Raw genomic sequence first — 25,779 nt, 5'->3', positions numbered from 1 at the left:
TCCTATCTAATTTCAATAGAAGAAAAAGCTTCCCGCAGACTATGAAAAATCAGCACAAGTACTTAATTGCTTATAGTCCTGAGTTTGTGGCTCCGGGTAGAAACGGTCATCCTTATTACGACCATATATAAGCTTTTTCAACATTCTGAATTTGTTATTTGTATCCTATCACAGGAAAAAAGTCGGCGCAAGGAAATCTTAACGTAAAATATATTCCAAAGGATATTAATGGCAGAAATTAATTATCAATTAATCGATTTTGATAATCGTGGCGACTTAGGATTGAAAAACGAGCCTTTTGAACTTTTTGGTCGAATGAAAATTGATCGTCTCAATAATAATTGGTCGTACGAAGTGGAAATATTTACTCACAAAAGGACGATGGCTTTTCCAGATGAAAGATATCATTTGCAGGAAATAAATCAGAATGGATTTGCTTTGGGCGCTTATGATGATTCGAATTGTGTCGGCCTTGCTATTTATCAAAAACATTGGAATAAATATCTTTATCTGAAAGATTTAAAAGTTAATAGGGATCATCGTAAGTTGGGCATAGGTAATCAGTTAATTAAAGAAGGACTCCGAAGGGCAGTCCAATTAGGTTACAAGGGGGTTTATGCAGTATGCCAAGATAATAACCTAGCTGCTTGCCAGTTTTACCTGAAAATCGGTTTTCAAATAGGGGGATTTAACGATTTCGACTATAATTACACGACTCAATCGGGAAAATCAGACATTTATTTTTATTTGGATAAAAATAGTGCTAGATAGATATGATCCAACGAGATAAATTGGTGTCATTATTTATAGTTTGCTTTCCTAAAAGACATTTTTATGATAAAAATAAAGGCTTTAACATTTGAGAACACTGAGACAGTTGGTGATTGCCGGATTATGGTGTTAAATTAGTTCCAAAAATAATTTTTACCATATTGGTGATTTGTATGAAATGTTTTTTTGCTTTTTCTGACTGTTAAGCGGGATGAAGATAAAATTAGTTCTTTGACTTATAAAAAGAAAAAGGCTTTTAATGATTCTACAATTTTTTTAAATTTATTTTCGGCCATTAAGAAGCGAGAATATTGTTTTTACTTTAAAAAGTTAATTCGCAATTATTGGTTGTTGGTTATATAATTAGTTAAACTAACTAAGTAATAGGAGCCAATTTTGACTGACGATTTATCCCTACAATCTTATATTATTCTGCATAATACGGCTCGGAAACTTCATTTCTTAGCACGTATCAGATCCAAGTCTGAGGGAATTCCGCAGGAGTTGGGAAGAACTTTAAACGCTATCAGCCACAAAAACGGTCGTTGCACTGCCAAAGATTTTGCAGCCCACCTGAGAATTACAGCTCCATCAGCAACAATGAAGATTAATAATCTTCTTGAAGAGGGTCTGGTTAAAAAACGTCTGGTTTCTCAAGACCATCGAAGTTTCTTTTTGGAAATTACTGAAAAAGGTGAAAAACTTCGTCAGCAAATAAACCGGCAGAATATCGAAGTTGGTTCGAGAATTTTCTCAAGTTTCAGCACACAACAAAAAAAGACTTTGTCAAAATGCTTCAGATCATTGATCGGGAGATAGACCGACAAATAGAATAATTTTTATCTTATTACGGTTGGTTTTTGTTAATTAATTTTTTTGAAGGGAATTTGGTATAAATATGCAAAAAGAAGCAGATACTGCTGGCAATAAATACGCTACTTGGCAAATGCTGCGTTTTGTTTTTGGTGAGGTTTTGCATAATCGTTGGATACTGATTTTAAACGTAGTAGCTCTGACGATTATTACAATGCTACAATTTGTAATTCCGCAAATCGAACAATTTATCATCGATTCAGTGATCCCAAAAAAAAGATTTCAGCTGGCTGATCGGTTCAACTGCGGTTTTATTACTGACGGCCGTTTTTTTAGGCTTGCTGAACTATTTTTCGGTTTATTACATGGGAGTGCTGAGCCAATCGGCGATTACAGGATTGCGCAATAAGCTTTACCATCAAATAATTCAATTGGATACTCATTTTTTCGAATCAAGTAAAACTGGTGATTTGATGACCAGACTGACTGGGGATGTCAGCAATTTGCAGAATTTAATTTCAAGCAACATGCTTTCGATAATTGGGAATTTTTTTTACTTTTATCGGTGTTTGGGCCTTTATTTTTTACGTTAATTGGCAAATGGCTTTGGCTGTCAGTCTGACTTTTCCATTTATGTTTATAATTTACCGTGTTTTTCGTGGCCGTATCCATACTGCTTTTCGCGCGGCCCGTCGTTCTCAATCCGATATGTCGAATCAAATGCAAAATACTTTAACACAGATTGAATTGATCAAAAGTTATGCCAGCGAAAATTTGGAAGAAGAACGTTTTGAAGAAAACAGTAATCGAAATAAGCGTGATTTGATTCAGGTAACACACAATATGGCTATTTTTTCGCCATTAGTCGATTTGGTTAATTATATCGGAACGGCGATAATTCTTACTCTGGGAGCTTATTTTGTCATTCACGATCAATTAACCGTAGGACAATTAGTCGCTTACTTGAGCTATGTTTCACTTTTACAAAATCCTATTCGTTCCTTGACTTCTTTGCTGAATCAGTTGCAGGAATCTTTGGTATCTTACGGAAGGATTATGGATATTAATCAGGTCAAATCTTCGATCGTTGAGGACAAAGGTGCAATAAATTTTCCAAAAATTTCTAAGGGAATTAATCTTGAAAACGTTAGTTTCGCATATGAGAAAGAGGAAACTATTCATGATATTACTTTTTCGATTCCCTTCGGCAAAACCACGGCTTTGGTTGGGCGTTCTGGTTCAGGAAAAACGACAATTACCAAATTGATAGATCGCCTTTATGACCTGGATAATGGTTCGATCAAATTTGATCGTCTTGATATTAAGAAAATAAAACTTAGATCTCTGCGAGAAAATATTGCTATTTTTTCACAAGATACCTATATCGTTGATGGGACAATCAAAGACAATATTATTTATGGCAAACAGGGAGCTTCAGAAGAAGATATTTGGCAGGCAGCTGAAATGGCTGATATCGCCGATTTTATTCACCAACAAACGAAGGGCATGAATACTTTGGTTGGTGAGCGAGGGGTTAAATTGTCCGGGGGGCAGAAACAAAGAATTTCAATTGCGCGGGCTTTACTTAAAGACGCTCCGATTGTTATTCTCGATGAAGCAACGGCCAGCCTGGATAATGAATCTGAGAAAAATATTCAGCATGCCTTAAAAGCGCTAATGAAAAATCGAACTTCACTAGTAATTGCTCACCGACTTTCAACAATTTATAATGCTGATCAAATTATTGTGATGAGCCAAGGACGAATTGTTGAAAAGGGCAAGCACGAACAATTGTTGAAACAAAATGGTAGCTACGCACGTTTATACAATGCTCAATTCAAATAAAAACGATAAGGACCGAAAGTATGCTTATTTTTAACAGATTAAACTAACAAAATTTCCCTTCTGGTATTTATTTTATGTGGCAAGGCAGCTAAAAAAAGGTCATATATCATATATGACCGAACGAATGACTCAAAGAAATATACACAAAAAATTTTAACTATAAATTTTTTGATGGTTTTGTAGGTATTAGAAAAGGGCATTATTCATATTTTGGTTATTTGCTAAAAATAATTTATTTAAATCCGATTTTAAAAGCGGATTAGTCCAGCTGCAGTTCACCTGATTCTGCATCATAGTAATGAACCAAACCCTTTTCGTCGCTTATGCTTTTGCCTTTGATTTGGCGACCGTCAACATCAAAATACAAGTGTTGGCCGTTAATTAATTGTGATCCTGTAACTGCAATTCCGTTAGCGCCAAAATAAGCCCAGGAGTCATCCGATAATCTTTCAAAACGTTGACTATCATTTCTCCAGAATCTGCATCAAAATAACGCATTTTGCCGTTGGCATCGGTATATTCGTGCCCTTTAATTTGGTTACTATTGTTTTGGAAATAAAGATGCTGACCATTAATTATTTGCGAACCCGTAACGGCAATTCCATTGGCATTAAAATATGCCCAAGTGTTATTGCCCAGATCAGCAAAACGTTTTTTGGCCAGTTGACCGGAATTTTCATCAGCATCGATAACTTCTTTGCCTTTGATCTGCCGGCCGTCGTTATCAAAATGGACTTGTATGCCATCTACTAGTTGGTCGCCGGTTAACGTAACACCATCAGCTGCAAAATAGGCCCAAGAATCATCTGATAATTTTTCGTAACGATTAGTGATCATTTCTCCAGAATCTGCATCAAAATAACGCATTTTGCCGTCTGAATCTTTGGCTTCTTTTCCCTTAATCTGCTGACCATCTTCATCGAAATACAGAGTTTGACCGGAAATCTTTTGAAGACCTGTGACTGCAACACCATCAGCCGCAAAATAGGCCCAGGTATTATCTGCTATTTTTTCAAAACGATTGAATACCATATCGCCGGAATCGCTGGCAAAATACCGTAGTTTGCCATTGTTGTCTTTGACGGCTTTGCCTTTGGCTTGAATACCATCCTGACCGAAGTATTGGGTATGCTCGATGCCATTGATTACAATGGTGGCCAGGCCCTTATTTGCCATCACACCGTTTTTGTCAAAGTAACGCCATTGTTTTTCTTTATCCATAAAATAATCATTTTCTACTTCTTTGCCCAGTTGATTGAAATAATAAATATTACCCTCGCCGTCTTCTAAATAAGCATCCTGCAGTTCAATTCCGTTGGGCAAAAAATAATAACGATTGTTATTGACTGTTTGAAGACCATATTTCATATATCCATCTTCGCCAAAGTAGTACCAATTTTCATTTTCGTCTTCAATAAAAGTGTTCTTTGCCTCATAACCGCTAGTCGAGTAATAATTTATTCCTTGGCTGTCGGAAATAAACCCTGTGTTTGATGGTTCGTTTAACAATTGTTTTGGTAGAAAGACATCTGTGCTGTTATCCGAACCAACTTTGAAGTAGCTATTACTAGCCCAATCTTTTAAAACATAATAAGCGCCACGCCCTTGAATATTGCTGCCGTTGAAGTATTTGGCCGACCATTCTTTTATTTTTTCGTTGGGGTCTATAGGAACTCCGGTTGAAATTTGATTCATTTGAAACAAATCCGGATACATTTCTTTGATTTTATCCAAAAAGGCACCACCGTACATAGCCTGATAAGTTCCGCCGCCTTTGGTTTGTGCTGCATATAGTGAATCATTGATCACTGAATCTTGATCATAGATACCAGAATCGTTAACGCGCTTCGCAGTCACGATCTGCATACCGGTCAAATTATAAATTTGGTACGGAACCCAATCCGCCATCGCTTTGATACCTGCTTTATGCAGGGCTATAAGTGACGTCCGCAACTGGTCGACGGTTCCGTATTTGGTCGGAGTGTTAAAACCGAGATCATAACGATCTGTAAAAGCATAGCCGTTTTGAACAATAGAATCTAGGAAACTATTATCTGTGCTTGATCGATATTGTGGTGGAAATTCAAAATTCGTGATTCCCCAGCTATTAAATAAATCGGTATTTTCGGCAATTTTGACATTTTCATATTCACTCGTTTTTGTCGGTAATGATTGAAAATTGGAAAAACTCTCATAAATCACCTGAGAATCAAGTGCTGCATTTGAATGCAAAATCTGGCCGTCATTTGTTGACTGATCGCTGCTTTGACTGCGGGCATCTTGCGTGTCTTTAGCATCGACTGGGACCCAGACAGCTAAATAGCCCGAAACCTGAGGATTAGCAGTTCCAATAATGTCTTCGCTTGTAAAAATGAGTTGTCCATCGGCGTTCGTGTATCTAATCTCGTTGACTGGGACTGATTCGTCGGATTGATAACTGGCGAGACCGTTGGTTTTTGTTAAGAGCATCGGTCGATATGCTTGATTTTTATGAGCCGCTCCCATATTGATTACTATTTGGTCGCTGCTGCTTAATTTCAAATCGGGATTGTTACTTTCAATAACTGCCAGGCCCTCTGTGCGTGTTTCTTGAGTTCCTTGATCCTTTTCATTCATTGCGTCTTTACCATAACGAACTGATGTCAAAACACCACGGTAACTGTCTTTGGCCATACTGCCGTCACCTTGTACATATTGTATCGACATGCTTTGCCCACCTGTGACGTATTTAATACGCGATTTCAACAGATTATCAATCGAATCGTAATATGGTGATTTGTTTGCCATATATTGTCCGTCATCTGTATATAAGTCACCGTAATAAACACGGGGAACTGTATCTTTGTTAGTCAGGATCATTGCATAAGTGCTTGGTATATTATATTGCGTAAATTCCTTTCGCGTCTTTAATTGGTCAGCATCGTATATTTTAAAAGCAGCTGTTAATTGATCAATTGTTGGCGTCAAACTGTCGGAATCCGGATCGATTTTTTCTTTAATAATTTCAGCGATAACAGTTTGTACTTCGCTATCGTGAGCTCTAACGAAAGAGTAATTTGGCTGTGCACCGTTTGTAGACGAGTCTTCTGATCGATTAACCAGGTTGTTGCTTATTAAGGGCTCCAAGCCGCTTCTTTTATTGCTTTCTTTATCGACAACCGGTATTGTCAATGAATACTTTAATGATAATCTCATTTTATTATCCATTGATAACTGATTACTGCCCTGGTCTTTAACGTACTCGGAGTCATTGTCGCTCCAGTCTTCTAGAATGGAAACATGTTGATCGGCCTTGGCATCGTTTTGGTCAACGCCGTAAGCTGCCTTGAAATAATCAGCGGCGATTTGCAATAAATCGGCATCTACATTATCAACGGCATCGACACGAATACTATCAAAGTTGGCATTACTTTCATTGCCGGTAATTGAACCAAAATTTAATAGATAGTACATCCAATTCAATTGCTCAGCTTGGACAACCGGATTCGAATTATCAACATCGTTTGCTAAAAGGAAGTCATATCCGCCTTGAGTCGGATCGATACTGTATAAAGGCGTCCCTGTTTGATTTGTTGGTGTCCGATTCAACAAGCGATAGTCGGAATTCGCATCGGGTGTTTTATCGTTGTTCACATACAATAAAGCGCCACCTTGCAAATGGTCTTTGCCATTCCCGCTTGTTTGCGATTCGCTACTAATATTCCAATTCGGTTGGCTTTTAACAAAATTCGTGATGACCTCTTTTAGCCACTGTGTTTGACCTTCTTGAGTTATTTTTCGTTCAATTTTAACTTGAACATTTTCAGCAGCTTTGCTTAGCCGGCCTTGATTTTCATCATTAGTAAAATTAGTTGGGCTATCGCTCAATCCTAAATTTTTCATATAGTTTAAATAGTTCACTTGAGTCGTTTTGTCCGGCCACCAGCTCATTAAAAGAGGGCGTAAATCGTCTTTTGAGGCTGCTGTCCAAGTTTGGCCGTTATCCAGAATGTCCTTTGGTCGATACCAACTATCTGCAGTCAGGTAACCATCAATAGCCGTATAATCATCGGCCTGTGTGCTATTAACCGCATTGTGGCTTGTATAATCGCTATTTTCACTGGATAGCCCGCTTTTAAACTGATAACTATTCGTGGGAAGCAGTTCGCCTGTGTTCTTGTCGAAATACAATACCTTGCCGTTGATGATCGTTGCGAAGTTCTTTTTTATCTGTCCGTTATCATCAACGTAGTAAGTTTTTCCGTCGATAACTTTTATGTTCTTTGAACTATAAACCTGTTGACTACTAGTGTTTATTGCTGAATTTGTGGCATCGCTTTTCGAAACAACTTTTTTTGTTTGTTCGGAAACGTCTGTTTTTTCCTCGATGCTATCCTGTCTGGTACTGCCGGTACTTGCCTGATTAGCGATATTGCTATCAGCGGCCTGTTTTGTCGCTTGTGTTTGTTCGGTTACTGCCACTGTTTTTGTATTGTTGCTGTTTTGCTGATTATCGTTGTCTGTCGTCTGATTATTGCCGGTAGTTGTTTGACTGGTTTTTGTGAGCGCTTGCGTTGGCGTCGTTGTTGTGTCAGTATTCTTTTGATTACCATTGGCCGTTGTTTGGCCATTGGTATCAACTTTTGAATCATCCTGTTTTGTTGCCTGTATTTGTACCGCGTTTACGGTTGCTGCATTATTGATGCTGCTGTCGGCACTGGCTGGAATAGTTGTCAGTCCGATTCCGACTACTGAAATAATGCTGGCAATAACAAAATTTTTGCCTGATTTATACAGTTTTTTCCGAACAATTTTATCCCCATCTCTCATTTGTGGTATCCCTAATCTTTCTTAAATAAAGTAAAAACGCTATAAAAAAACATAACAGAATTTTTTCGCTTGTTTTCTCTATTGAAAAAAACTGTTAACAACGAGATAAATTGAATTATGCTTTTCAAAAAAGTAAAAATATATTTTTTGGGTTTCGTTAATTGTGGTTAACGTTTGACATTTTGCTGGTAATTTATTCAACAATGCAACCCAACTGTTCCAATATACAGTTGGAAAATTTTAAAAATCTAAAATATGCAGAATTGAATATTTATAAGTCGGTAAAAAAATGAATAATACTCATAGATCAGTTATAAAAAAATTAGAAAACTCAGAGGAATATCTCAACGACAGTTGGGAACCTTAATTGGTTCTCAATCAATGGTTTCCCGAATTGAAAATAATCAGACGGAACCAAATGATCATACGCTTTTCCTCCTTTGTCGGGCACTCAATATCTCCTTTGATGAATACTTTAATTCCGTCTTTGGTCAAAGGGAATCGATTCTAGAAAAATTGGAAAGTGTTTTGTTGACAAGTTATATTGAAAATGACCGTCAGCAGTTGAATAATTTAACAGAATTTTATTTCCAGCGTTTTTCCGATGATCCAAATGATCTGGCAATTTTTCATCAATTGATGATGGTCAAGGCGACGTTATTCCATTTTGATTTTAAATTGGCGAGTTTTGATGAACAAAATAAATTAATTGAATACTTTTTCGGTGTTCAAGAATGGCAATATTACGATTTATCGCTTCTGGAATGGACCATTAATATGTTAGATATTAAAAAAATAATTCCTTATGTTTTTGAAATCGTTAGAAGAAACAACTCTAAACAAATATCCCATCGTTCAAGCAATTTAATTGAAAAAATTATAATCAATGCTTTGGAGGCTAGTATTGTTCAAGAAGAATACAAAACAACAAAATGTCTTTTGCAGATGGCTGAGTTATGGCAGGGCCGACAGATAAATTTTGAATTTAAGACCTGGCTGCTCTTTTGGAAAGGCATTTTTGAAAAAAAGACACATTTAAACGAAAACTACAATAAAAAGATCGGTCATGCTTATAAGATTGCTATGTATCTCAATAGTGAAGCAACCGTTTATCTTTTTGACAGGTTTTTGAAGTCTCTAGGCTGTGATTGAGAATTTTTATTTTTAATTTCAAAAGAAGTTTTAATTCAGGCAATAATATTAAAATTACAGCATGCTTGAAAATATTTTTGTATTCAGAGGCAACTCGGCTTGTGGAAAATCATCGACTGCTAAAGAATTAAAAAAATCTTTGGGAAACAGTACTTTACTTATTTCTCAAGACGAGGTTCGTAAAAGAATGTTGGACGAAAAGGATAAGCCGAATAATAAGTCGATTTCTTTAATTGAAACGATGATTAATTGGGCCGATCAAAACGTCGATTTTGTGATTCTTGAAGGAATTTTGAAAAGGGATGTTTACGCTAATATGCTTTTTCGACTTAAAAATCAATATCAAAAAAAGATGAAAACTTTTTACTTCGATATTTTTTTCGAGGAAACCTATCGAGGGAATCTATTAAAAAAGAAGCCTTTTTCAAGAGGATTGATGCAGGACTGGTGGCTTGATAACGATAGGCTCGGTTATGAGGACCATGTATTTACAATAAATGACGATTTACCGGCCAGGATGAAATACATTTTGAAGATTAAATAACTGTTTTTGATATTTATTTATATTTAGTGATTAGTCATGAAATAATTCAATAAGAGCAAGTTACCAGTATGTCTGAAGCTTTAATCGTGATTGATATGCAAAATGGATTAGAAGATGTTTACCAAAGGAAGCAATTGATAAACAATATTAATAAACGAATTGATCAATATCGAAGCAAAAGAAAACCATTAGTTTTTTTACAACACATTGATGAGAATATGCCTGTATTTAGTCGTGAATGGTCTTTATTTGATGATTTGCATAATCAGGCCACTGATAGATACTTCAATAAGTATCGGCCTGACTCTTTTTATCAAACCGGGCTAGAGTCTTTCTTGAAATTAAATAAAATATCTTCAATTGAATTATGTGGAGCACAGACTGAATATTGTGTTGACACTACTATCAGAGCCGCTTTTTATCTGGGCTTTCAAATCTCGGTTCTAAAAGATGGATTTTCCACCTTTGATAATGAAATTTTAACAGCAAAACAAATTAATCAGTATCATCTTTATATTTGGCAGGGAACTTTTGCAAAAATTGTTGAAATCTAAATTTTATTTTAATAAAAAAGAATCGATCTAATTACTTAGTGAATTAAATAAGTATTACGTTAAAAAATTTAAAATGTAACTGATGAGAATGTAAGAATGCTATTTATTTTTTATTCTTGTAATATTTCACCACTTCTTTGATGAATTTTTTTGTTTCTTCGTTAAGGTTCATGTCACGTAGAAAGGCAATTACCAACTGAACAGAAAAAATATCTTCCGATAATTTAAAGATGTTGCATTTGCTTGAATCGAAATTTTGTTTCAAATAAAATGATGGGATAAAAGTGCAGCCCAAGCCCTCATATGCAAGGTTTGCAGCTGTTTCCAAAGAGCGGATTTTAAAACTATTTTGAACAATGATTTTGTGATTATTTAAAAATGAATCAACAAGACGTGAAAATCCAGAACCCGGATAAAGGAAGATGAACTTCATTTTTTCCCATTTTTCCCGATCAATAGTTTCAACTGATAGAATTTTATGATTATTTTTTTTAAATAAAAGGAAAGTTTTATCTGCGATTAAATAGATTGGAGACTTGAAAAGCTTTTGATAAGAAATTTTATTTGAAAAAATCGGTAGCAAGCGAATATGCAAGTCGATTTCTTTTTCCAATAGATCATTTTCAAGTGCATTGGAGTAGTTTTCTTCAATAAAGATTCTTTGACTTTTATTGGGAAAACCTTGTTTATAAGCAGACAGAATTTCAGGAAGCAAGCGGCTTGCCAGAACTTCATTTATTCCAATACTGATTTGTTTTTTGTTTTTTGAATATTTGATTGATTCGCTTAATAAGGCAGAATAACTGCTTTCGATTTTTTCCAGACCTTGTAAATATTTAACTCCACTATTTGTTAAGGTTATTGGCCTTGTCTGTCTATTAAGCAATTGGAATCCCAATTTTTTTCATTATCTTTTATGTAGCGGCTTAGATACGGCTGAGACAAATACAACTCGGCGGCAGCTTCTGTTATGCTCCCGGTTGAAATAATTATTTTCAAATAACTCAATAAGGAAAATTCGGTAGTTACGGATTTCATTGCTGTTATTATAACAAAAAAGTTATATCAGCAATACTTAATTACTATTTTACAGGGACCTTATTAGCATCTAAAATTAAAAGTGTGATTTTATTTAGTCTTTTTGCTTGATTGATTATGTCTATTAGATCACCGCTTTTCAGCGTTATCACTGGAAATTATGTAGATAATTTGAAGTGGGAAATTCAAATTATCAGTCATAAAATTGCTTTTCATGGGTGCGATTTTTGTGTTTAATATAACTCAAAGATTATGTTTATTGGGATCATGGTTTGAATTTATAGGTTTAGAAGAATAAGGAATGGAGAGGGTTAGGACTTTTTTGTCTTAACTTTTTTTATAAGCTGAAAAAGATACTCAGGTATCACGGAGGAAAATTTAAAATGCAGCAGCAAAGGTCTAGAAAAATATTAATCCTTGTATTGTTTTTGGCATTAATCGTCGGAGGCATATGGTATGGCGGATCGCAACTTTTTACTAGCAGTTCCGGAAAATTAAAAACCGTTACTATTGGTTATCAGGCAGCTGATGAAGTCGATGTTTCCCGTCTTCGTGGACAACTTGTAAAAAAATGAAAAAGTAGGGATATAAAGTTGTTTTCAAGGAATTTCAAAATGGCTCTCCAGAGATGCAGGCATTGGCTTCTGGAAAAATAGATTACGCCCGTGTCGGCGATACGCCACCTGTTTCCGCCTTGGCGTCGGGAACAAAACTTACTTATATTGCTGAAGGGGGAACGAAAGCTTCCGGAAGTGGAGTGCTTGTGAAAAAAGGTTCCGGAATTAATTCTATTTCCGATTTAAAGGGCAAAACGATTGCATATACAGTTGGAACTTCTAGCCAATATATGGTCTTAAAGACTTTAAAATTAGCCGGTTTGAAAACCAGCGACGTCAAACTTGAAAATATGGATTCGGCTGCAGCAGCGGTGGCTTTTGCAAAAGGAAAAGTCGATGCTTGGGCAATTTGGGATCCATATGTTGCCAAAGCCGAGTTGACAGAAAGCGCCAAGCTGCTTGTTAACGGCAAAGAGAATAAAGCCGTTAACAGAAGTTTCATTGTTTCTCTAAGCAGCTACTCCAAAAAGAATACAAAAGTTAGTAAACTCCTGATTAAATACATGGAAGAAGACATGAAATGGGCAAATAAGAACACACCTGCTTTGACGAAAAAAATGTCCAAAGAATTAAAGATGTCGAAATCTGTTATTAAGAAAATGCTTAATCGCCGAACCTTCAAAATCAGTGCAATGAATAGTGAAGCAATTAAAGAAGAACAGGATATTTCAAACCAGTTTTATGCGTATAAATGGATAAAAACAAAAGTTGTGATTAAAAATCATATTGCAAATTTGAAATAATCGAGGTGGAAAATTATCGAAATTTCTCGTTCAAAAAAGAAGATGGATAAAGTAGTTCCCTGGATAATACCAGTTGGAATAATAGTAATATGGCAATTTATTGTGACTGCAGGAATTGCCTCTGGAAAGTTATTGCCTGCGCCAAGCGATATTCTGCTTGATGCTTGGAAACTTTTCAAGAGCGGAGAGTTGCAAAAAAATATTGGCATTAGTCTTTTCCGAGCATTACTTGGTTTTATTATTGGCGGCGGAATTGGTTTTATTTTAGGAGTTTTGAATGGCATTTTTAAAGTATGCCGTTTGGCTTTCGACAATACGATTCAAATGTTGCGTAATATACCTCATTTAGCATTGATTCCTTTGATTATTTTGGTTATTGGTATTGGGGAACCGTCCAAAATTTTCCTTGTTTCGGTTGGCTGCATGTTTCCGATGTATATAAACACCTATCACGGGGTAACTTCGATAGACAAAGGCTTAGTTGAAATGGGACGGTCTTATGGATTGTCAAATTCGCAGGTATTTTTCAAGATTATTTTTCCTGGTGCTTTACCGACGATCTTAATGGGTGTCAGATATGCTTTGGGTGTAATGTGGACTACTTTAATCGTTGCAGAAACTGTTGCCACCAGTTCTGGAATAGGCTACATGGCCAATGAGGCCGAACAGTTTACTGATATGAGTACTGTTATTTTATGTATTTTGATTTATGCTTTGTTTGGAAAATTATCTGATTTTATTGCCAAACTTTTAGAAGATACTTTTTTGGTCTGGCAGAATCCAAGGGAGATCAGCTAATAATTATCAATTTAATATCTGGACAAATCGAGCAGAGTTTATAGTCTTGCTCGATTTGTTTAATAAATATAAATCTTTACAAAGGAACCTTATCAATTTATGAATGAACCTTTAATGACCATTAAAAATGTCAGCAAACAGTATGGCAATCATCTGATCTTGGAAAATATAAATTTATCTTTATATGACAATGACTTTATTGCTCTAGTTGGCAAAAGTGGTGGAGGAAAAAGCACCTTGCTGCGCTTGATCGCGGGTTTTGAGCCATATAGCAGCGGAGAAATTATTTTTATGAATCAGAGAATAACTTCTTTGAACAAACAGATGCGGATAATGTTTCAGGAAGATCGCTTATTACCGTGGATGACGGTTTCAGAGAATATTTCTTTTCGTTCGCGTGGCCAACAAATTAAAGAGAAAGCTCTTTCTTTGCTAGAGCTTGTTGGTTTGGAAGATTTCGCAAACTATTATCCAATTCAATTATCCGGTGGACAAAGACAGCGAGTATCTTTGGCAAGGGCGCTGATGGCCAACCCGAAACTTTTATTGTTGGACGAACCCTTGAGTGCTCTGGATGCTTTAACTCGCTTGAATATGCAGGAGTTGATTATGGATATATGCTCCAAGCAACATTTAACAACTATTTTGGTTACTCACGATGTCGACGAGGCTGCCAGAATGGCCAACAGAATCGTCGTTTTAAAGCATGGAAGAAAAGCGGATGAAATTTCCGCTCCAGAAGACAAAACAAATACTGAAGAAATAAATCTAATAGCCGCTCAAATTAAAACTTTGATTTTAAGTGATTGAATAGACGCTCTATTTCGCTTCTCCTCTGAATTCATTAGCAGCGATCGTATTCAAAATAAACCATATATCAATCTTTGATATCATTCACTCTTTGTATCCCTGTTCGGGGAAACAAGCTTGGATAATCAAAAAATATCTTTGATTTAGCTAAGATCATCTATAACAAAACCATTGGCTCAATTTCGGCTGAAGAAATGATCTGAGACTTTTTAAGATATTCCAAGCTTTCGACTGTTTTTGGGAAAACACTTTCTTTGAGTGGTTTTCAGTCTGGTTTTGTTAATTCTTTACTAAAATTTTTTCGGGTCGTATACAAAGGTCCCTTTATATTTTCCTTATAGCTTTTCTCGATTAATTTTCCGTATAGGCCCTTAATGATTGGGATGCCGTTATCTATCAATTTTTCTCCGCATAATCGAAAATATCTTTGATAGCTATATTTTTCGTCGATCAATGTTTCTCCAACATCGAAGAAAATCGTCTATTTATTTCGCAATTACTATTTTGTGCTTTTTTGAGAAAGGCTTATCAAGATATCTCAGGTATCCACCGACTGATTCTTATGGATTTATAATTAAATTGCAAATAAAATGAGGTAAATAAAATGCGTAAAATCGGAATTATTGGAATGGGGCACGTCGGCTCGACTTTGGCTCATATTGTTATTGATCGCGGAATGGTCGATGAAATTGTTTTGTTGGATATTAATCAGAAACATTTAAAAGCCGAGGCCTTGGATTTTTGGGATGCACAGAGTTTTTTACCGCATCACACTAAAATTATTGCTGGAGATTACAAGGATTTGGCTGATGCTAATTTGATTGTCAGTACCTTTGGAAATGTGAATTTAACAGTTGAAAGTGGCGATCGTTTTGCTGAATTACAGTTTAATGTCAAACAGATTCGATCGATGGCTGAACAGTTAAAAAAAGTCCATTTTGATGGTGTTTTTTTGACGATTACGAATCCGGTCGACGTTATTACTGCTGTTTATCAAAGAGAACTTGCTTTGCCCAAAAACCAAGTTATCGGAACGGGAACTTTTCTTGACAGTTCAAGACTAAAAAAAGAAATTGGCGAGCGCTTTAAAATAGATCCGCGTTCAGTTTCCGGTTTTGTTATTGGTGAGCATGGAAATTCACAATTTCCTGCCTGGTCATCAATTAGAATATTTGATAATCCGATCTCTTCATTTGCGAAAGAAAATTCGGTAAATATTGATGATCTTGAAGAAAAAACAAAGGAGGATGCCTTCAGGGTTATTGACGGAAAGGGCTATACAAATATTGCAATTGCAACGGCTGCGGCAACTTTAATTGAAATGATTTTGTCCGACAGCCATAGCGAAGTGATTGTTTCACACTACAATAAAAAATTCGGCATTTATATTTCTTTGCCGGCAATCATTGGTCGGAAAGGGATTGTCAAAGATATCTACCTGCCATTAGATCAAAAAGAAAGTACAAAATTAAAAACTAGTGCCGAATCGATTATCAAGAAAACAAAATTATTCGAATGACTGATTTTTGTGCCGATTTATTATTTAAAATTAAATTGGAATAAATTTGAAAAAGTTATAAATTTAATCAGCTTATTGTTTATTGCAGTTTTTAGTAAATTAAATTTACGATTATTAGTTAAAGGAAATTAGAGCGGGAGAGAATTTAAAACTCTCCTGCTTTTGTGAGTAAAATTAAAGTTATGGAATTAGCACAAGCAAGAAATTCAATCAGCGACATGCAGGAACAAATAGATGGTTTTCGTTCTACTTTAGACCTGGACGCTCTCGATGCATCAATTGCGGAAAATGAAGATAAGATGAGCCAACCGGGTTTTTGGGATGATCAGCAGTCTGCTCAAAAAATCATTGATGAAACTAATACTTTGAAAAATCGGCGTGATTCCTTTTTGAGTCTGCAAAAATCGGTTGAAGATCTGACTGCAATGGCGGAACTGCTGTCGGAGGAGGATGATGCGGATATGCACGCTGAACTCGACACGGATATCGAAAAAACCGAAAAGGATTTGGAAAAATATAATCTGAATCAACTTTTAACTGAAAAGTACGATTCAAATAATGCAATTTTGGAAATTCATCCGGGCGAGGGTGGTACTGAATCAACCGATTGGGCCAGTAATCTTTACCGAATGTACACTCGTTGGGCTCAAGCCCATGATTTCAAAGTCGAAGTGACGGATTACCAAACCGGTGATGTAGCCGGAATCGACTCGGCTACGCTGCGAATTATCGGTCACAACGCATATGGCTTTTTGCGAAGCGAAAAAGGAGTTCACCGTTTCGTTCGTATCAGTCCCTTCGACTCGGCTGGGCGCCGACATACATCGTTTGTTTCCATCGATGTTATGCCCGAATTAGATGATGACGAGATTGAAATAGAGATTAAACCTCAGGATGTCAAAATGGATGTGTACCGTTCCGGGGGCGCCGGTGGCCAAAATGTCAACAAAGTTTCAACTGCCGTTCGTTTGACTCATATTCCAACTGGAATCGTTGTAGCTTCCCAGGTTGAAAGAACTCAGTATGGTAATAGAGACATTGCAATGAAGATGTTAAAGGCCAAACTTTATGAGCGGGAAGAACAAAAGCGTGAAGAAGAACATGCCAAATTATCAGGCACGAAATTGGATGTTGCCTGGGGATCACAAATTCGCTCATATGTTTTTCAACCCTATCGAATGGTAAAGGACTTACGTTCGGGTTATGAAACCGGTGATACAGATGGAGTTATGGATGGTAATTTGGATCCGTTTATTAATGCTTATCTAAAATGGAAGCTCTCCCAAAAAAATCCGGAGTAATTTTTTTAATCAGTCCCATTAATTTGGGGCTTTTTTATGTTATCTTTTAGATGCGGTGGCATACGTCCCGCACATGAAAACTGAATATTAGTAAGACACAAGGAGTTTCATAATTATGAAGAAATGGTTAGTGAGTTTACTTGCGTTGGCAGCTATTGGCGGTGCGTCATTGACGAGCGCTAATCTGGGTACAAGCGCCTTCGCAGCTTCTAAGTCAAAGTTGACTGGAAAGGTCTTAGCTGTTGGTTCAACAGCACTTCAGCCCCTCGCCGAACAACTCGGTGAGCGTTTTTCAAGTGCGAATTCTTCAGTCCAAATCACGGTTCAAGGTGGTGGCTCTGGTGCCGGCTTAACACAAGTTCAAGCTGGCTCGGTCCAAATTGGTGATTCGGATATCTTTGCTTCTCAAGAAGATGGAATTGATCCTAGTAAGATTGTCGATCACAAGGTTGCTGTTATTGGAATTGCGCCCGTGGTCAATAAGGACGTTGGTGTAAAGAGTTTGACGAAAAGTCAGTTAAAGAAGATTTTTACCGGTAAAGTTACAAATTGGGACCAAGTCGGTGGTAAAGATCAAAAGATCGATTTAATTAATAGAGCTTCTGGTTCTGGTACACGTACCGTTTTTGAAAATGCTATTTTAGGCAATGCAACTGCTGCAAGTTCTCAGGAACAAGACAGTAATGGAACGGTCCAGAAGATTGTTTCAACCACTCCAGGCGCTATCTCTTATTTGGCTTTTAGTTATATTAAAGGTCAAAGTGGTTTAAAAGCACTTAAAATTAATGGTGTTTCCCCAACCAATAAAAATGTTGAAAACAACAAGTGGAAAGTCTGGGGTTATGAGCATATGTACACCAAGGGCAAAGCGACCGGTGCTACCAAAGCTTTTATCAATTATTTCTACAAATCTAGTAACAAAAGTTTAATTAAAAAACTTGGTTATATTCCTTTGCCAAGTATGAAAGTCGTTAAACGATAACGGTGTAGTAAAGGACAAGTAATCACATTAATCCGGAGAGTTCCTCTGGGATACATATTTATTATGAAAAAAAATTTGATCAGAATTGGAATAATTTTAATCGCTGTTTTGGCGCTCTATTATGGATCGACTCATCGGGGTTTGACCAGTAATACGGTTAGCTCTACCCATGCAACAACTAAAAACATTTTAATTGTTGGCTCGACAGCGCTTCAGCCTTTGGTGGAAAAGGCAAGTTCGATGTATGAAAAAGAAAATCCAAACACTTCTATTTCGGTTCAAGGTGGTGGCTCTGGTGCCGGCTTAACACAAGTTCAAGCTGGCTCGGTCCAAATTGGTGATTCGGATATCTTTGCTTCTCAAGAAGAGGGAATCAAGCCGAGCAAAATTGTCGATCACAAGGTTGCTGTTGTAGGAATAGCACCAGTTGTTAACAAAGATATAAACGTCAGCAATCTATCCATGAAACAATTGCGGGATATTTTTACCGGCAAAATAACCAATTGGAAAGACGTTGGTGGACCGGATATGGCAATTACAGTTGTCAACCGTTCGAGCGGTTCCGGTACTCGAACTGTTTTTGAAGATTCTGTTTTAAAAGGAGAAACTGCTGTTAAAGCTCAGGAACAAGACAGTAACGGGACGGTACAGAAGATTATTTCTTCTACACCGGGATCAATATCCTATTTAGCATCCGGTTATATTTCCGGAAAGAATTTAAGGGCGGTCAAGGTAGACAATGTTAGCCTTACTACTGAAAATATTGAGAATAATAAGTGGAAAATCTGGGGTTACGAGCACATGTATACACACGGAAAAGCGGAAGGCCAAACTGCTAGTTTTATCAAATATTTTAAATCGAAGAAAGTTCAAAACGGAATTGTCAAAGAACTTGGTTATATTCCTTTAGCCGGTATGAAGGTTGATAAAAATTCTCAAGGAAAGGTAACGAGCAAGTAATTATGGCAAGGAGAAATAAAAAAAATAGTCAAGACCCGATTAAAGAGTCGTTACTAAGAAAGTCTATTTCGGCTAAAAAAGATATGTTTGGTCGTTCATTGAGTTTATCAGCATTAATTTTAATTGGTGTGGTTGTTTTTTCGATTTTTTTCTTTGTTCTGAGCCGTGGTTTAATGGCTTTCACTCTTGACGGGATTAATCCTTTCAAATTCATTTTTGGAACGGTCTGGAACCCAACAACACCGGACTCCAATGGAAATTTACAGTTTGGTGCTTTTCCAATGATTGTCGGTTCCTTTCTGGTTACTTTGCTGAGTGCCTTGGTTGCGACTCCCTTTGCAATCGCAACGGCTTTATTTATGGTCGAACTTCAATCTAATTGGGGCAAAAAAATCATGCATCCGGTTGTCGAATTGCTGGTTGGTATTCCATCGGTTGTTTATGGTTTTATAGGATTAACAGTTGTTGTTCCTCTTTTGCGAAAGACTTTCGGTGGTTCGGGATTTGGGATTCTGGCAGGAACAATTGTACTTTTTGTTATGATTTTGCCTACCATCACTTCTCTCACAGTTGATGCGCTGAGAAATGTTCCAAATCATTATCGGGAGTTAGCTTTGGCAATTGGGGCAACGCGTTGGCAAATGATTTATAAAGTTATTCTCCGAGCTGCCACGCCAGGAATTTTAACGGCAGTGGTCTTTGGAATGGCACGTGCCTTTGGTGAGGCTTTGGCGGTTCAAATGGTTGTAGGCAACGCGCCAATTATGCCAAACGGTCTGCTCGAGTCCGCTTCGACTCTAACATCTATTTTGACTCAAGGTATTGGAAATACTTCGGATGGTTCTGTTCAAAACGATGTGCTTTGGACATTGGCCACGTTGCTTTTGATCATGTCGCTTTTCTTCAATTTGATTATTCGTTTTATTGGTAAGCGGACTAATATCACGCAAGGAGGGCATTAATGAATACGAAAGTAACGAATAAAATTGCAATCGGGATTATTTATTTTATTTCTGCTTTAGTAATCTTAATATTGGCAGCTTTATTAATTTCGATACTTGGTCAAGGCCTTCCTCATGTTAGTTGGCACTTTTTAATTAGCCATTCTTCTTCTTTTGAATCTGGTGGTGGAATATCGGATCAACTTTTCAATTCTTTTTATCTTTTAATTGTTTCCATGATTATCTCTTTGCCAATCGCACTTGGATCTGCGATTTATCTCAATGAATTTGCTGATCCCAAATCGGAATTTATTGCTGTTTTTCGTTCGGCAATCGAAGTTTTGAGCTCTTTGCCATCGGTTGTTGTCGGCTTGTTTGGTTTTCTGTTGTTTGTTTTGAAATTTCATATGGGTTTTTCTGTTTTGTCCGGTGCAATCGCCTTAACTTTTTTCAATCTTCCACTTTTGACGCGTTCGATTGAAAATTCTTTGGCTGCTATTCCCAATCTGCAAAGAGAAGCTGGTTTGGCACTTGGTCTTTCGAAATGGGAAACGACTGAAAAAGTTATTTTTCCAGCCGCTGTTCCTTCGATCGTCACCGGAGTTGTTTTAGCGGCTGGAAGAGTTTTCGGTGAAGCTGCTGCGTTGCTTTTTACTTCGGGACAATCAGCGCCTCAACTAAACTGGTACAATTGGAATCCGCTCAATTCTAATAGTCCGCTGAATTTGATGCGTCCGGCCGAGACACTGGCTGTTCATATTTGGAAGGTCAATTCGGAAGGAACAATGCCGGATGCCGTGGAGGTTTCTGCCGGTTCATCGGCTGTTTTAATTGTTATGGTTTTTATTTTTAATCTTTCAGCACGTTTCTTTGGCAACATGCTGTATAAGAAGATGACATCGGGGACAGGTAAGTAATGGCCAGAACGAGAAAAAGTAAACCATCTTTAGTCAAAAATATCAAGAAGATTATTAATTTGGATAACCCGGATAGCTATATATCCGAACCAGACCCTTCCAAACACGAACTTGCTCTTAAGGCGGAAAACGTTTCTGTTTTTTATGATGAAAATGAAGCGATTAAATCGGTTAATCTGGCCTTTGAACGTTTTAAAATCACTACTTTAATTGGAGCTTCCGGATCAGGGAAATCTACTTTCATCCGCTCTTTGAATCGAATGAATGATGGTATTGCTCGTGTTAGTGGTAAGATAATGTATCGTGGTCTTGATCTTAATTCGCCTGATGTCGACGTTTATGAAGTTCGCCGACACATTGGGATGGTTTTTCAAATGCCGAATCCCTTCGCGAAATCAATTTATAATAATATTACTTTTGCTTTAACCCAACGCGGAAAATATTCGAAAGAACAATTGGATGAGATTGTTGAATCTTCATTAAAACAGGCTGCCCTATGGGACCAGGTCAAAGACGACTTGAATAAATCTGCTCTGGAACTCTCAGGAGGCCAAGCACAACGTCTTGTTATCGCCAGGGCTTTGGCTTTGAAACCCGATATTTTGTTGATGGATGAGCCGACAAGTGCGCTTGATCCAAAATCAATAATGCAAATTGAAGAAACGATGATGGAATTAAAGAAAAAATATACCATCATTATAGTTACGCATAATTTACAGCAGGCTGCTAGAATTGGTGATTACACAGCTTTTTTCCATTTAGGTAAAGTAATCGAGTATGATTTGACTCGAAAGATTTTTACCCGTCCCAAAGTTAAATTGACTGATGATTATGTTTCGGGGAATTTTGGCTAATGGCAGAAAAAGAAAATTATTTATTAACGACTAAAAATGTGAATCTTTTTTATGGCAAGAAACAGGCTTTGTTTGACATAAATTTGTCTTTTCCAAAAAACGGAATCACAGCTCTGATCGGGCCATCGGGTTCTGGAAAAACAACTTATCTTCGCAGCCTTAATAGAATGCATGATTTGACCCCTGGGGTTAAGGTTGAAGGAAAATTTTTGTTTCACAACAACGACATTTATTCGGACAACTTTGATTTGGTTGATTTGCGCAAACGAATTGGTATGGTTTTTCAACAACCGACTCCTTTTCCTTTTAGTGTTTACGATAATGTTGCTTTTGGTTTGAGACTTGGGAAAAAAATATCCAAGCATCAATTGGATGAAGATGTCGAAAAAGCTTTACGCCAAGCCGGAGTTTGGAATGAAGTTAAAGACCGGTTGGGAGCGAATGCTTTGGGTTTATCGGGTGGCCAACAGCAACGTGTCAGTGTCGCGCGCGTTTTGGCGACGAAACCGGATATTTTGTTATTGGATGAGCCAACCAGCGCCCTTGACCCGATTTCAAGTCGAGTTGTCGAAGACTCGCTTTTAGATTTAAAAAAAGAATATTGTTTGATTATTGTTACCCATAATATGCAGCAAGCGGCTAGAATCAGCCAGACTACGGCCTTTTTTAACGATGGTCGTTTAATTGAGGTTGGTAAAACACGTGAAATTTTCTTAAATCCAAAAGAAGAAGAGACGCAGGACTACGTTAGTGGTAAATTTGGTTAAAAATAAAAAATAAATGAAAAAGGAGGAAGATACCGTGAGCAGAATTTTTGATATCGAAATGGAAGATTTGGACGATCAATTCCGTAGTATGGGGAAAATGGTGGCCAGAACTATTGATAAATCGGTAGTCGGTTTTATGGCCCACGACACAAAAACTGCTGAAGAAATTATTGATCGTGATCACGAAATTAACGAGCGGGAAGCCGCAATCGAAAAAAAGACTTTTGAAATGATTGCTTTATATCAACCAGTCACAACCGATTTAAGAGAAGTCGTAACGATTTTGAAGGCTGTTTCTGTTTTGGAAAGAATGGGTGATTATGCTCGTGATATTGCTTATTCGACTATTCGAATTCATCATCGTGAAAATGGTGACCGTAGAATGCCTGAAATCGAAAGAAAAATTTCTGAAATGGGTTTGATGGCAACTCGAACTTTTGATGAGATTTTGGACGCTTATGTTTCAGATTCGATTGATGATGCGCAAAAAGTTGCTGATCATTCTGAAGAAGTGAGCCGACTTTCGGCAACAATTCGTAAAGATATATTAACTTCCATGAAAGGCGATGTTGATACAATTGATGCTGGAGCTGATTACTTGGTTGTTGTGGGTTATTTGAAACGTACTGCCGACCACGCTACCGATATAGCTGAATGGTTAGTTTATAAACGCAGCGGTAAAATTGTCGAGTTGAATCCAGGTTCTTCAAGCTTTATTTAAAGAGGGGACCATATGAGTTTTTTGTATAAATTGGTTGTCAATACCTTGGTTTTTGTAGTTTTTCATTATTTGTTTCCTTATGGATTAACTGTCAAAGATTGGACTTCGGCCTTTGTGGCTGCGGTAGTTTTAGCTTTGCTAAATACTTTTCTTAAGCCGCTTTTACATATTATTTCTTTTCCGATTACTTTTATCACATTGGGACTATTTAGTATCGTCATCAACATGATAGTTTTGGCCGTTGATGCCAGTTTGGTTTCCGGAATTACGATTCATGGCTGGGGTTGGGTATTCATTTTAAGCTTGGTCTTCAGCTTCACCCAAAGCTTGATTACAAGCACTGAAAGGATTAGATAATGGATGAACAGCAAAATGTAACAGTAAGGGATTTGGTTCAAAATACGGCTCTTCGAGTTGTTTGGGGTGAAGACCATTTGGAACGGCCGATTACTGTTCCTGATATTGCTCGCCCCGGTTTACAATTGACGGGTTTTTTGGATTATTTCGAACCTCGACGTGTCCAGCTATATGGTGTCAATGAAACTGAATATGCAAAAACAATGACTCACGAGCACAAGACAATTGTTTTTAAAAAGATGGCCAGTGAGACAACACCGGCTTTTGTTATTTCAACCAATTTAAAAATTCCAGAGGAGTTGATTGAAGCTGCCAAGGACGCTGGAATTCCGGTTCTGACCAGTTCTTTGACTTCTTCCCGCCTGCTTTCAAATATGACTTATTATCTTGGCGCCCAATTATCGGAACGCAAGTCGGTTCATGGCGTGCTGATCGATATCAACGGAATTGGCGTTTTGTTGACCGGGGACCCGGGAATCGGCAAGACCGAAGCGGCGCTTGAATTGATTCAACAAGGCAAAGCTCGTTTGATTGCCGATGATCGAGTTGATATATATGCCGAAGACGAGCAGCGCTTAGTCGGTGCCCCACCGGAAGTTTTAGCTAATTTAATGGAAGTCCGCGGAATAGGAATTATTGATGTCTTAAAAACTTACGGCGCAGCAACAATTCGTGATCACACGACAATTGTTTTGAATATTGATTTAAAACGTTCGAACGAAAAGGTTCAAAATTTCGACCGTCTGGGTGATGATGGCGCTAATTTTAAAATTCTTGGAATTGAAATTCCGAAAATGGAATTACCGGTTACTTCTGGTCGAAATACTGCAAGTGTCATTGACGCTGCTGCCCTAAAGTATCGAACAGAAAGAATGGGTTTTGATGCCTTATCGACTTTGGAACAACGACAGACAAAATTAATTAAGGAAAATGAAATCCATGATCAAGCAAACACGTAAAATTGCTATTCTTGGAGCCGGATCTTGGGGAACTGCTTTGGCTTCAACCTTTTCGATGAATGGTAATCAAGTAATTCTTTGGGGGAAAAACCAAAGCGATATTGATGATATTAATCAAAATCATCAAAATCGAAGGTTTCTTCAAGAAGCTTTTTTGGATAAAAATCTTAAAGCAACAACTGATTTAAAAGATGCTGTTAAAGATGCCGAGATTGTTTTGTTTGTTGTACCAACTTCGGCGGTTCGCCAGGTTGCCGGGAAATTAGCCAGTATTTTGCCGAGTTTGAAAAATGAAATTATCTTCGGCCATGCTATTAAAGGAATTGAAGTAGATTCCAATAAGCGTGTCAGCCAAATGATTAGCGAGGAAATCCCGAGTATCAAGGAGGATGATTTATTCTTTATTTCCGGGCCATCCCATGCCGAGTCAGTTGTTAAAAGGGCTATTACTTTAGTTGCAGTTGCAAGCTCCAATCAAGCACGGGCGGCAATTATTCAGGCAGCGCTGTCTAATTCCTTCTTTCGTGTATATACCAATTCTGATTTATGCGGATCGGAATATGCAGCAGCTTTGAAAAACGTTCTTGCAATTGCTGGTGGCATCATAAAAGGCCTCAAAATGACCGACAATACTCAAGCAGCTTTGGTTACTCGCGGGCTTTCCGAAATGCGTCGTTTGGGAGTTGCTTTAGGCGGAAAAAGCGAAACATTTAATGGTTTGGCTGGCTTAGGCGATTTGATCGTTACTGCTATGTCAACTAATTCCCGCAATTTTCGTGCCGGTCTCGGCCTTGCTTCCGGGAAAGATTTAAAACAGGTCCAAAAAGAGATGGGTATGGTGATTGAAGGCGTTAAAACTGCCAAAGCAGTAGACCAATTGTCAAGAAAAAACAATATTTCTATGCCAATTAGCGAAAGTGTCTATAAAATACTCTATGAAAATGCGAAAATAGATGATGTAGTCGCTGATCTTATGAATCGGCCACTGATCTCGGAGGAATAATCTA

The 25,779-nt window shown here is 37.4% G+C and carries 28 protein-coding genes and 1 riboswitch; of the genes, 24 read left to right on the top strand and 4 right to left on the bottom strand.

Annotation, left to right across the window (positions count from 1 at the left end; all coding sequences use genetic code 11):
• Window positions 1–53 precede the first annotated feature (53 nt).
• Window positions 54–151: riboswitch (purine riboswitch) on the bottom strand.
• Between the two features lie 77 nt (window positions 152–228).
• The 5 genes from A3G9_RS0105495 to A3G9_RS0105475 all read left to right on the top strand — a co-directional run bounded on the left by A3G9_RS0105495 (window position 229) and on the right by A3G9_RS0105475 (window position 3,429).
• Window positions 229–771 (top strand): GNAT family N-acetyltransferase, encoded by a 543-nt coding sequence (locus A3G9_RS0105495; RefSeq protein ID WP_002818359.1) that lies wholly within the window; start codon window positions 229–231, stop codon window positions 769–771.
• 396 nt (window positions 772–1,167) lie between these two features.
• Complete coding sequence (locus tag A3G9_RS0105485) at window positions 1,168–1,590, top strand: MarR family winged helix-turn-helix transcriptional regulator (RefSeq protein WP_002820383.1); 423 nt, start codon at window positions 1,168–1,170, stop codon at window positions 1,588–1,590.
• Between the two features lie 79 nt (window positions 1,591–1,669).
• Window positions 1,670–1,993 carry a hypothetical protein gene (locus A3G9_RS1000000110690; protein WP_002818369.1) on the top strand — a complete coding sequence of 108 codons (324 nt, stop codon included), beginning with the start codon at window positions 1,670–1,672 and terminating at the stop codon, window positions 1,991–1,993.
• Window positions 1,875–2,177: an ABC transporter transmembrane domain-containing protein gene (locus tag A3G9_RS1000000110685; RefSeq protein WP_080003790.1), complete on the top strand. Its 303-nt coding sequence runs from the start codon at window positions 1,875–1,877 to the stop codon at window positions 2,175–2,177. Before A3G9_RS1000000110690 ends, A3G9_RS1000000110685 begins: the two co-directional genes overlap by 119 nt.
• Window positions 2,125–3,429 carry an ABC transporter ATP-binding protein gene (locus A3G9_RS0105475; protein ID WP_026163837.1) on the top strand — a complete coding sequence of 435 codons (1,305 nt, stop codon included), beginning with the start codon at window positions 2,125–2,127 and terminating at the stop codon, window positions 3,427–3,429. Before A3G9_RS1000000110685 ends, A3G9_RS0105475 begins: the two co-directional genes overlap by 53 nt.
• 259 nt (window positions 3,430–3,688) lie before the next feature.
• On the opposite strand, the gene A3G9_RS1000000110440 is transcribed toward A3G9_RS0105475, so the two are convergent.
• The gene (locus tag A3G9_RS1000000110440) at window positions 3,689–3,796 is read right to left on the bottom strand and encodes a hypothetical protein (RefSeq protein ID WP_219314785.1); all 108 of its coding nucleotides are present in this window, start codon (window positions 3,794–3,796) and stop codon (window positions 3,689–3,691) included.
• Window positions 3,797–3,810: 14 nt separating this feature from the next.
• Window positions 3,811–8,238, bottom strand: a complete 4,428-nt coding sequence (locus A3G9_RS0105465) for a glycoside hydrolase family 70 protein (RefSeq protein WP_002820382.1) — start codon at window positions 8,236–8,238, stop codon at window positions 3,811–3,813.
• A gap of 354 nt (window positions 8,239–8,592) precedes the next feature.
• On the opposite strand from A3G9_RS0105465, the gene A3G9_RS0105460 reads away from it, so the two are divergent.
• From A3G9_RS0105460 to A3G9_RS0105450, 3 genes are all read left to right on the top strand, one after another.
• Entirely contained in the window at window positions 8,593–9,390 is a 798-nt protein-coding gene (locus A3G9_RS0105460) for a helix-turn-helix domain-containing protein (protein WP_002818381.1), read from the top strand.
• Between the two features lie 61 nt (window positions 9,391–9,451).
• The gene (locus A3G9_RS0105455) at window positions 9,452–9,934 is read left to right on the top strand and encodes a kinase (protein WP_002818382.1); all 483 of its coding nucleotides are present in this window, start codon (window positions 9,452–9,454) and stop codon (window positions 9,932–9,934) included.
• Between the two features lie 68 nt (window positions 9,935–10,002).
• Window positions 10,003–10,488, top strand: a complete 486-nt coding sequence (locus tag A3G9_RS0105450; RefSeq protein WP_002818383.1) for a cysteine hydrolase family protein — start codon at window positions 10,003–10,005, stop codon at window positions 10,486–10,488.
• A 103-nt stretch (window positions 10,489–10,591) separates the two neighbouring features.
• On the opposite strand, the gene A3G9_RS0105445 is transcribed toward A3G9_RS0105450, so the two are convergent.
• Window positions 10,592–11,386, bottom strand: coding sequence for a LysR family transcriptional regulator substrate-binding protein (locus A3G9_RS0105445; RefSeq protein ID WP_002818384.1), 795 nt, complete (start codon window positions 11,384–11,386; stop codon window positions 10,592–10,594).
• Window positions 11,347–11,526 (bottom strand): helix-turn-helix domain-containing protein, encoded by a 180-nt coding sequence (locus A3G9_RS1000000109870; RefSeq protein ID WP_002824930.1) that lies wholly within the window; start codon window positions 11,524–11,526, stop codon window positions 11,347–11,349. The genes A3G9_RS0105445 and A3G9_RS1000000109870 overlap by 40 nt, the downstream gene beginning before the upstream one ends.
• A 383-nt stretch (window positions 11,527–11,909) precedes the next feature.
• Between A3G9_RS1000000109870 and A3G9_RS0105440 the strand changes: the two genes are divergently transcribed.
• The 16 genes from A3G9_RS0105440 to A3G9_RS0105360 all read left to right on the top strand — a co-directional run bounded on the left by A3G9_RS0105440 (window position 11,910) and on the right by A3G9_RS0105360 (window position 25,775).
• A complete protein-coding gene (locus A3G9_RS0105440; RefSeq protein ID WP_002818388.1) occupies window positions 11,910–12,101 on the top strand; it encodes a hypothetical protein in 192 nt (63 codons plus the stop codon).
• Window positions 12,102–12,154: 53 nt separating this feature from the next.
• Complete coding sequence (locus tag A3G9_RS0105435) at window positions 12,155–12,886, top strand: ABC transporter substrate-binding protein (RefSeq protein ID WP_002821411.1); 732 nt, start codon at window positions 12,155–12,157, stop codon at window positions 12,884–12,886.
• Window positions 12,887–12,928: 42 nt separating this feature from the next.
• A complete protein-coding gene (locus tag A3G9_RS0105430) occupies window positions 12,929–13,684 on the top strand; it encodes an ABC transporter permease subunit (RefSeq protein WP_002817224.1) in 756 nt (251 codons plus the stop codon).
• A gap of 99 nt (window positions 13,685–13,783) precedes the next feature.
• Window positions 13,784–14,494 carry an ABC transporter ATP-binding protein gene (locus A3G9_RS0105425; RefSeq protein WP_002817226.1) on the top strand — a complete coding sequence of 237 codons (711 nt, stop codon included), beginning with the start codon at window positions 13,784–13,786 and terminating at the stop codon, window positions 14,492–14,494.
• A gap of 604 nt (window positions 14,495–15,098) precedes the next feature.
• Window positions 15,099–16,013 carry a lactate/malate family dehydrogenase gene (locus A3G9_RS0105415; protein ID WP_002818397.1) on the top strand — a complete coding sequence of 305 codons (915 nt, stop codon included), beginning with the start codon at window positions 15,099–15,101 and terminating at the stop codon, window positions 16,011–16,013.
• A gap of 182 nt (window positions 16,014–16,195) precedes the next feature.
• Window positions 16,196–17,314: a peptide chain release factor 2 gene (gene prfB / locus A3G9_RS0105410; RefSeq protein ID WP_002818400.1), complete on the top strand. Its 1,119-nt coding sequence runs from the start codon at window positions 16,196–16,198 to the stop codon at window positions 17,312–17,314.
• A 115-nt stretch (window positions 17,315–17,429) separates the two neighbouring features.
• Window positions 17,430–18,296 carry a phosphate ABC transporter substrate-binding protein gene (locus tag A3G9_RS0105405; protein ID WP_002820381.1) on the top strand — a complete coding sequence of 289 codons (867 nt, stop codon included), beginning with the start codon at window positions 17,430–17,432 and terminating at the stop codon, window positions 18,294–18,296.
• A gap of 63 nt (window positions 18,297–18,359) precedes the next feature.
• Window positions 18,360–19,256, top strand: coding sequence for a phosphate ABC transporter substrate-binding protein (locus A3G9_RS0105400; RefSeq protein ID WP_002820380.1), 897 nt, complete (start codon window positions 18,360–18,362; stop codon window positions 19,254–19,256).
• Between the two features lie 2 nt (window positions 19,257–19,258).
• Window positions 19,259–20,218, top strand: a complete 960-nt coding sequence (gene pstC / locus A3G9_RS0105395; RefSeq protein WP_002821410.1) for a phosphate ABC transporter permease subunit PstC — start codon at window positions 19,259–19,261, stop codon at window positions 20,216–20,218.
• Window positions 20,218–21,114, top strand: coding sequence for a phosphate ABC transporter permease PstA (gene pstA / locus A3G9_RS0105390; RefSeq protein ID WP_002818410.1), 897 nt, complete (start codon window positions 20,218–20,220; stop codon window positions 21,112–21,114). Before pstC ends, pstA begins: the two co-directional genes overlap by 1 nt.
• Window positions 21,114–21,968 carry a phosphate ABC transporter ATP-binding protein PstB gene (gene pstB, locus A3G9_RS0105385; RefSeq protein WP_002818411.1) on the top strand — a complete coding sequence of 285 codons (855 nt, stop codon included), beginning with the start codon at window positions 21,114–21,116 and terminating at the stop codon, window positions 21,966–21,968. The genes pstA and pstB (A3G9_RS0105385) overlap by 1 nt, the downstream gene beginning before the upstream one ends.
• Window positions 21,968–22,735, top strand: coding sequence for a phosphate ABC transporter ATP-binding protein PstB (gene pstB, locus A3G9_RS0105380; RefSeq protein ID WP_002818413.1), 768 nt, complete (start codon window positions 21,968–21,970; stop codon window positions 22,733–22,735). Before pstB (A3G9_RS0105385) ends, pstB (A3G9_RS0105380) begins: the two co-directional genes overlap by 1 nt.
• 34 nt (window positions 22,736–22,769) lie before the next feature.
• Window positions 22,770–23,456 carry a phosphate signaling complex protein PhoU gene (gene phoU, locus A3G9_RS0105375; RefSeq protein WP_002818415.1) on the top strand — a complete coding sequence of 229 codons (687 nt, stop codon included), beginning with the start codon at window positions 22,770–22,772 and terminating at the stop codon, window positions 23,454–23,456.
• A gap of 12 nt (window positions 23,457–23,468) precedes the next feature.
• Window positions 23,469–23,813 carry a phage holin family protein gene (locus tag A3G9_RS0105370; RefSeq protein WP_002817238.1) on the top strand — a complete coding sequence of 115 codons (345 nt, stop codon included), beginning with the start codon at window positions 23,469–23,471 and terminating at the stop codon, window positions 23,811–23,813.
• The gene (gene hprK, locus A3G9_RS0105365; protein ID WP_002821409.1) at window positions 23,813–24,772 is read left to right on the top strand and encodes an HPr(Ser) kinase/phosphatase; all 960 of its coding nucleotides are present in this window, start codon (window positions 23,813–23,815) and stop codon (window positions 24,770–24,772) included. Before A3G9_RS0105370 ends, hprK begins: the two co-directional genes overlap by 1 nt.
• Window positions 24,753–25,775 carry an NAD(P)H-dependent glycerol-3-phosphate dehydrogenase gene (locus A3G9_RS0105360; protein ID WP_002818420.1) on the top strand — a complete coding sequence of 341 codons (1,023 nt, stop codon included), beginning with the start codon at window positions 24,753–24,755 and terminating at the stop codon, window positions 25,773–25,775. Before hprK ends, A3G9_RS0105360 begins: the two co-directional genes overlap by 20 nt.
• Window positions 25,776–25,779 lie beyond the last annotated feature (4 nt).

Origin of the sequence: Oenococcus oeni DSM 20252 = AWRIB129 (assembly GCF_000372485.1) — a bacterium.
In the GTDB taxonomy this organism is placed as follows: domain Bacteria; phylum Bacillota; class Bacilli; order Lactobacillales; family Lactobacillaceae; genus Oenococcus; species Oenococcus oeni.
Note: the sequence above shows the minus strand (reverse complement) of the source record. Positions and strands in the feature narration are given on the sequence as shown.

Excerpts from the sequence above, each read along its gene's own strand:
- A3G9_RS0105370 (WP_002817238.1), top strand. The coding sequence starts at position 23,469 with ATGAGTTTTTTGTATAAATTGGTTGTCAATACCTTGGTTTTTGTAGTT.
- A3G9_RS1000000109870 (WP_002824930.1), bottom strand. The coding sequence starts at position 11,526 with ATGAAATCCGTAACTACCGAATTTTCCTTATTGAGTTATTTGAAAATA.
- hprK (WP_002821409.1), top strand. The coding sequence starts at position 23,813 with ATGGATGAACAGCAAAATGTAACAGTAAGGGATTTGGTTCAAAATACG.
- A3G9_RS0105495 (WP_002818359.1), top strand. The coding sequence starts at position 229 with ATGGCAGAAATTAATTATCAATTAATCGATTTTGATAATCGTGGCGAC.
- prfB (WP_002818400.1), top strand. The coding sequence starts at position 16,196 with ATGGAATTAGCACAAGCAAGAAATTCAATCAGCGACATGCAGGAACAA.
- A3G9_RS0105465 (WP_002820382.1), bottom strand. The coding sequence starts at position 8,238 with ATGAGAGATGGGGATAAAATTGTTCGGAAAAAACTGTATAAATCAGGC.
- A3G9_RS0105435 (WP_002821411.1), top strand. The coding sequence starts at position 12,155 with ATGCAGGCATTGGCTTCTGGAAAAATAGATTACGCCCGTGTCGGCGAT.
- pstB (WP_002818413.1), top strand. The coding sequence starts at position 21,968 with ATGGCAGAAAAAGAAAATTATTTATTAACGACTAAAAATGTGAATCTT.
- A3G9_RS0105450 (WP_002818383.1), top strand. The coding sequence starts at position 10,003 with ATGTCTGAAGCTTTAATCGTGATTGATATGCAAAATGGATTAGAAGAT.
- A3G9_RS0105425 (WP_002817226.1), top strand. The coding sequence starts at position 13,784 with ATGAATGAACCTTTAATGACCATTAAAAATGTCAGCAAACAGTATGGC.
- A3G9_RS0105430 (WP_002817224.1), top strand. The coding sequence starts at position 12,929 with ATGGATAAAGTAGTTCCCTGGATAATACCAGTTGGAATAATAGTAATA.
- A3G9_RS0105400 (WP_002820380.1), top strand. The coding sequence starts at position 18,360 with ATGAAAAAAAATTTGATCAGAATTGGAATAATTTTAATCGCTGTTTTG.
- pstA (WP_002818410.1), top strand. The coding sequence starts at position 20,218 with ATGAATACGAAAGTAACGAATAAAATTGCAATCGGGATTATTTATTTT.
- A3G9_RS1000000110690 (WP_002818369.1), top strand. The coding sequence starts at position 1,670 with ATGCAAAAAGAAGCAGATACTGCTGGCAATAAATACGCTACTTGGCAA.
- pstB (WP_002818411.1), top strand. The coding sequence starts at position 21,114 with ATGGCCAGAACGAGAAAAAGTAAACCATCTTTAGTCAAAAATATCAAG.
- A3G9_RS0105455 (WP_002818382.1), top strand. The coding sequence starts at position 9,452 with ATGCTTGAAAATATTTTTGTATTCAGAGGCAACTCGGCTTGTGGAAAA.
- A3G9_RS0105360 (WP_002818420.1), top strand. The coding sequence starts at position 24,753 with ATGATCAAGCAAACACGTAAAATTGCTATTCTTGGAGCCGGATCTTGG.
- A3G9_RS0105415 (WP_002818397.1), top strand. The coding sequence starts at position 15,099 with ATGCGTAAAATCGGAATTATTGGAATGGGGCACGTCGGCTCGACTTTG.
- A3G9_RS0105440 (WP_002818388.1), top strand. The coding sequence starts at position 11,910 with ATGCAGCAGCAAAGGTCTAGAAAAATATTAATCCTTGTATTGTTTTTG.
- A3G9_RS0105405 (WP_002820381.1), top strand. The coding sequence starts at position 17,430 with ATGAAGAAATGGTTAGTGAGTTTACTTGCGTTGGCAGCTATTGGCGGT.
- pstC (WP_002821410.1), top strand. The coding sequence starts at position 19,259 with ATGGCAAGGAGAAATAAAAAAAATAGTCAAGACCCGATTAAAGAGTCG.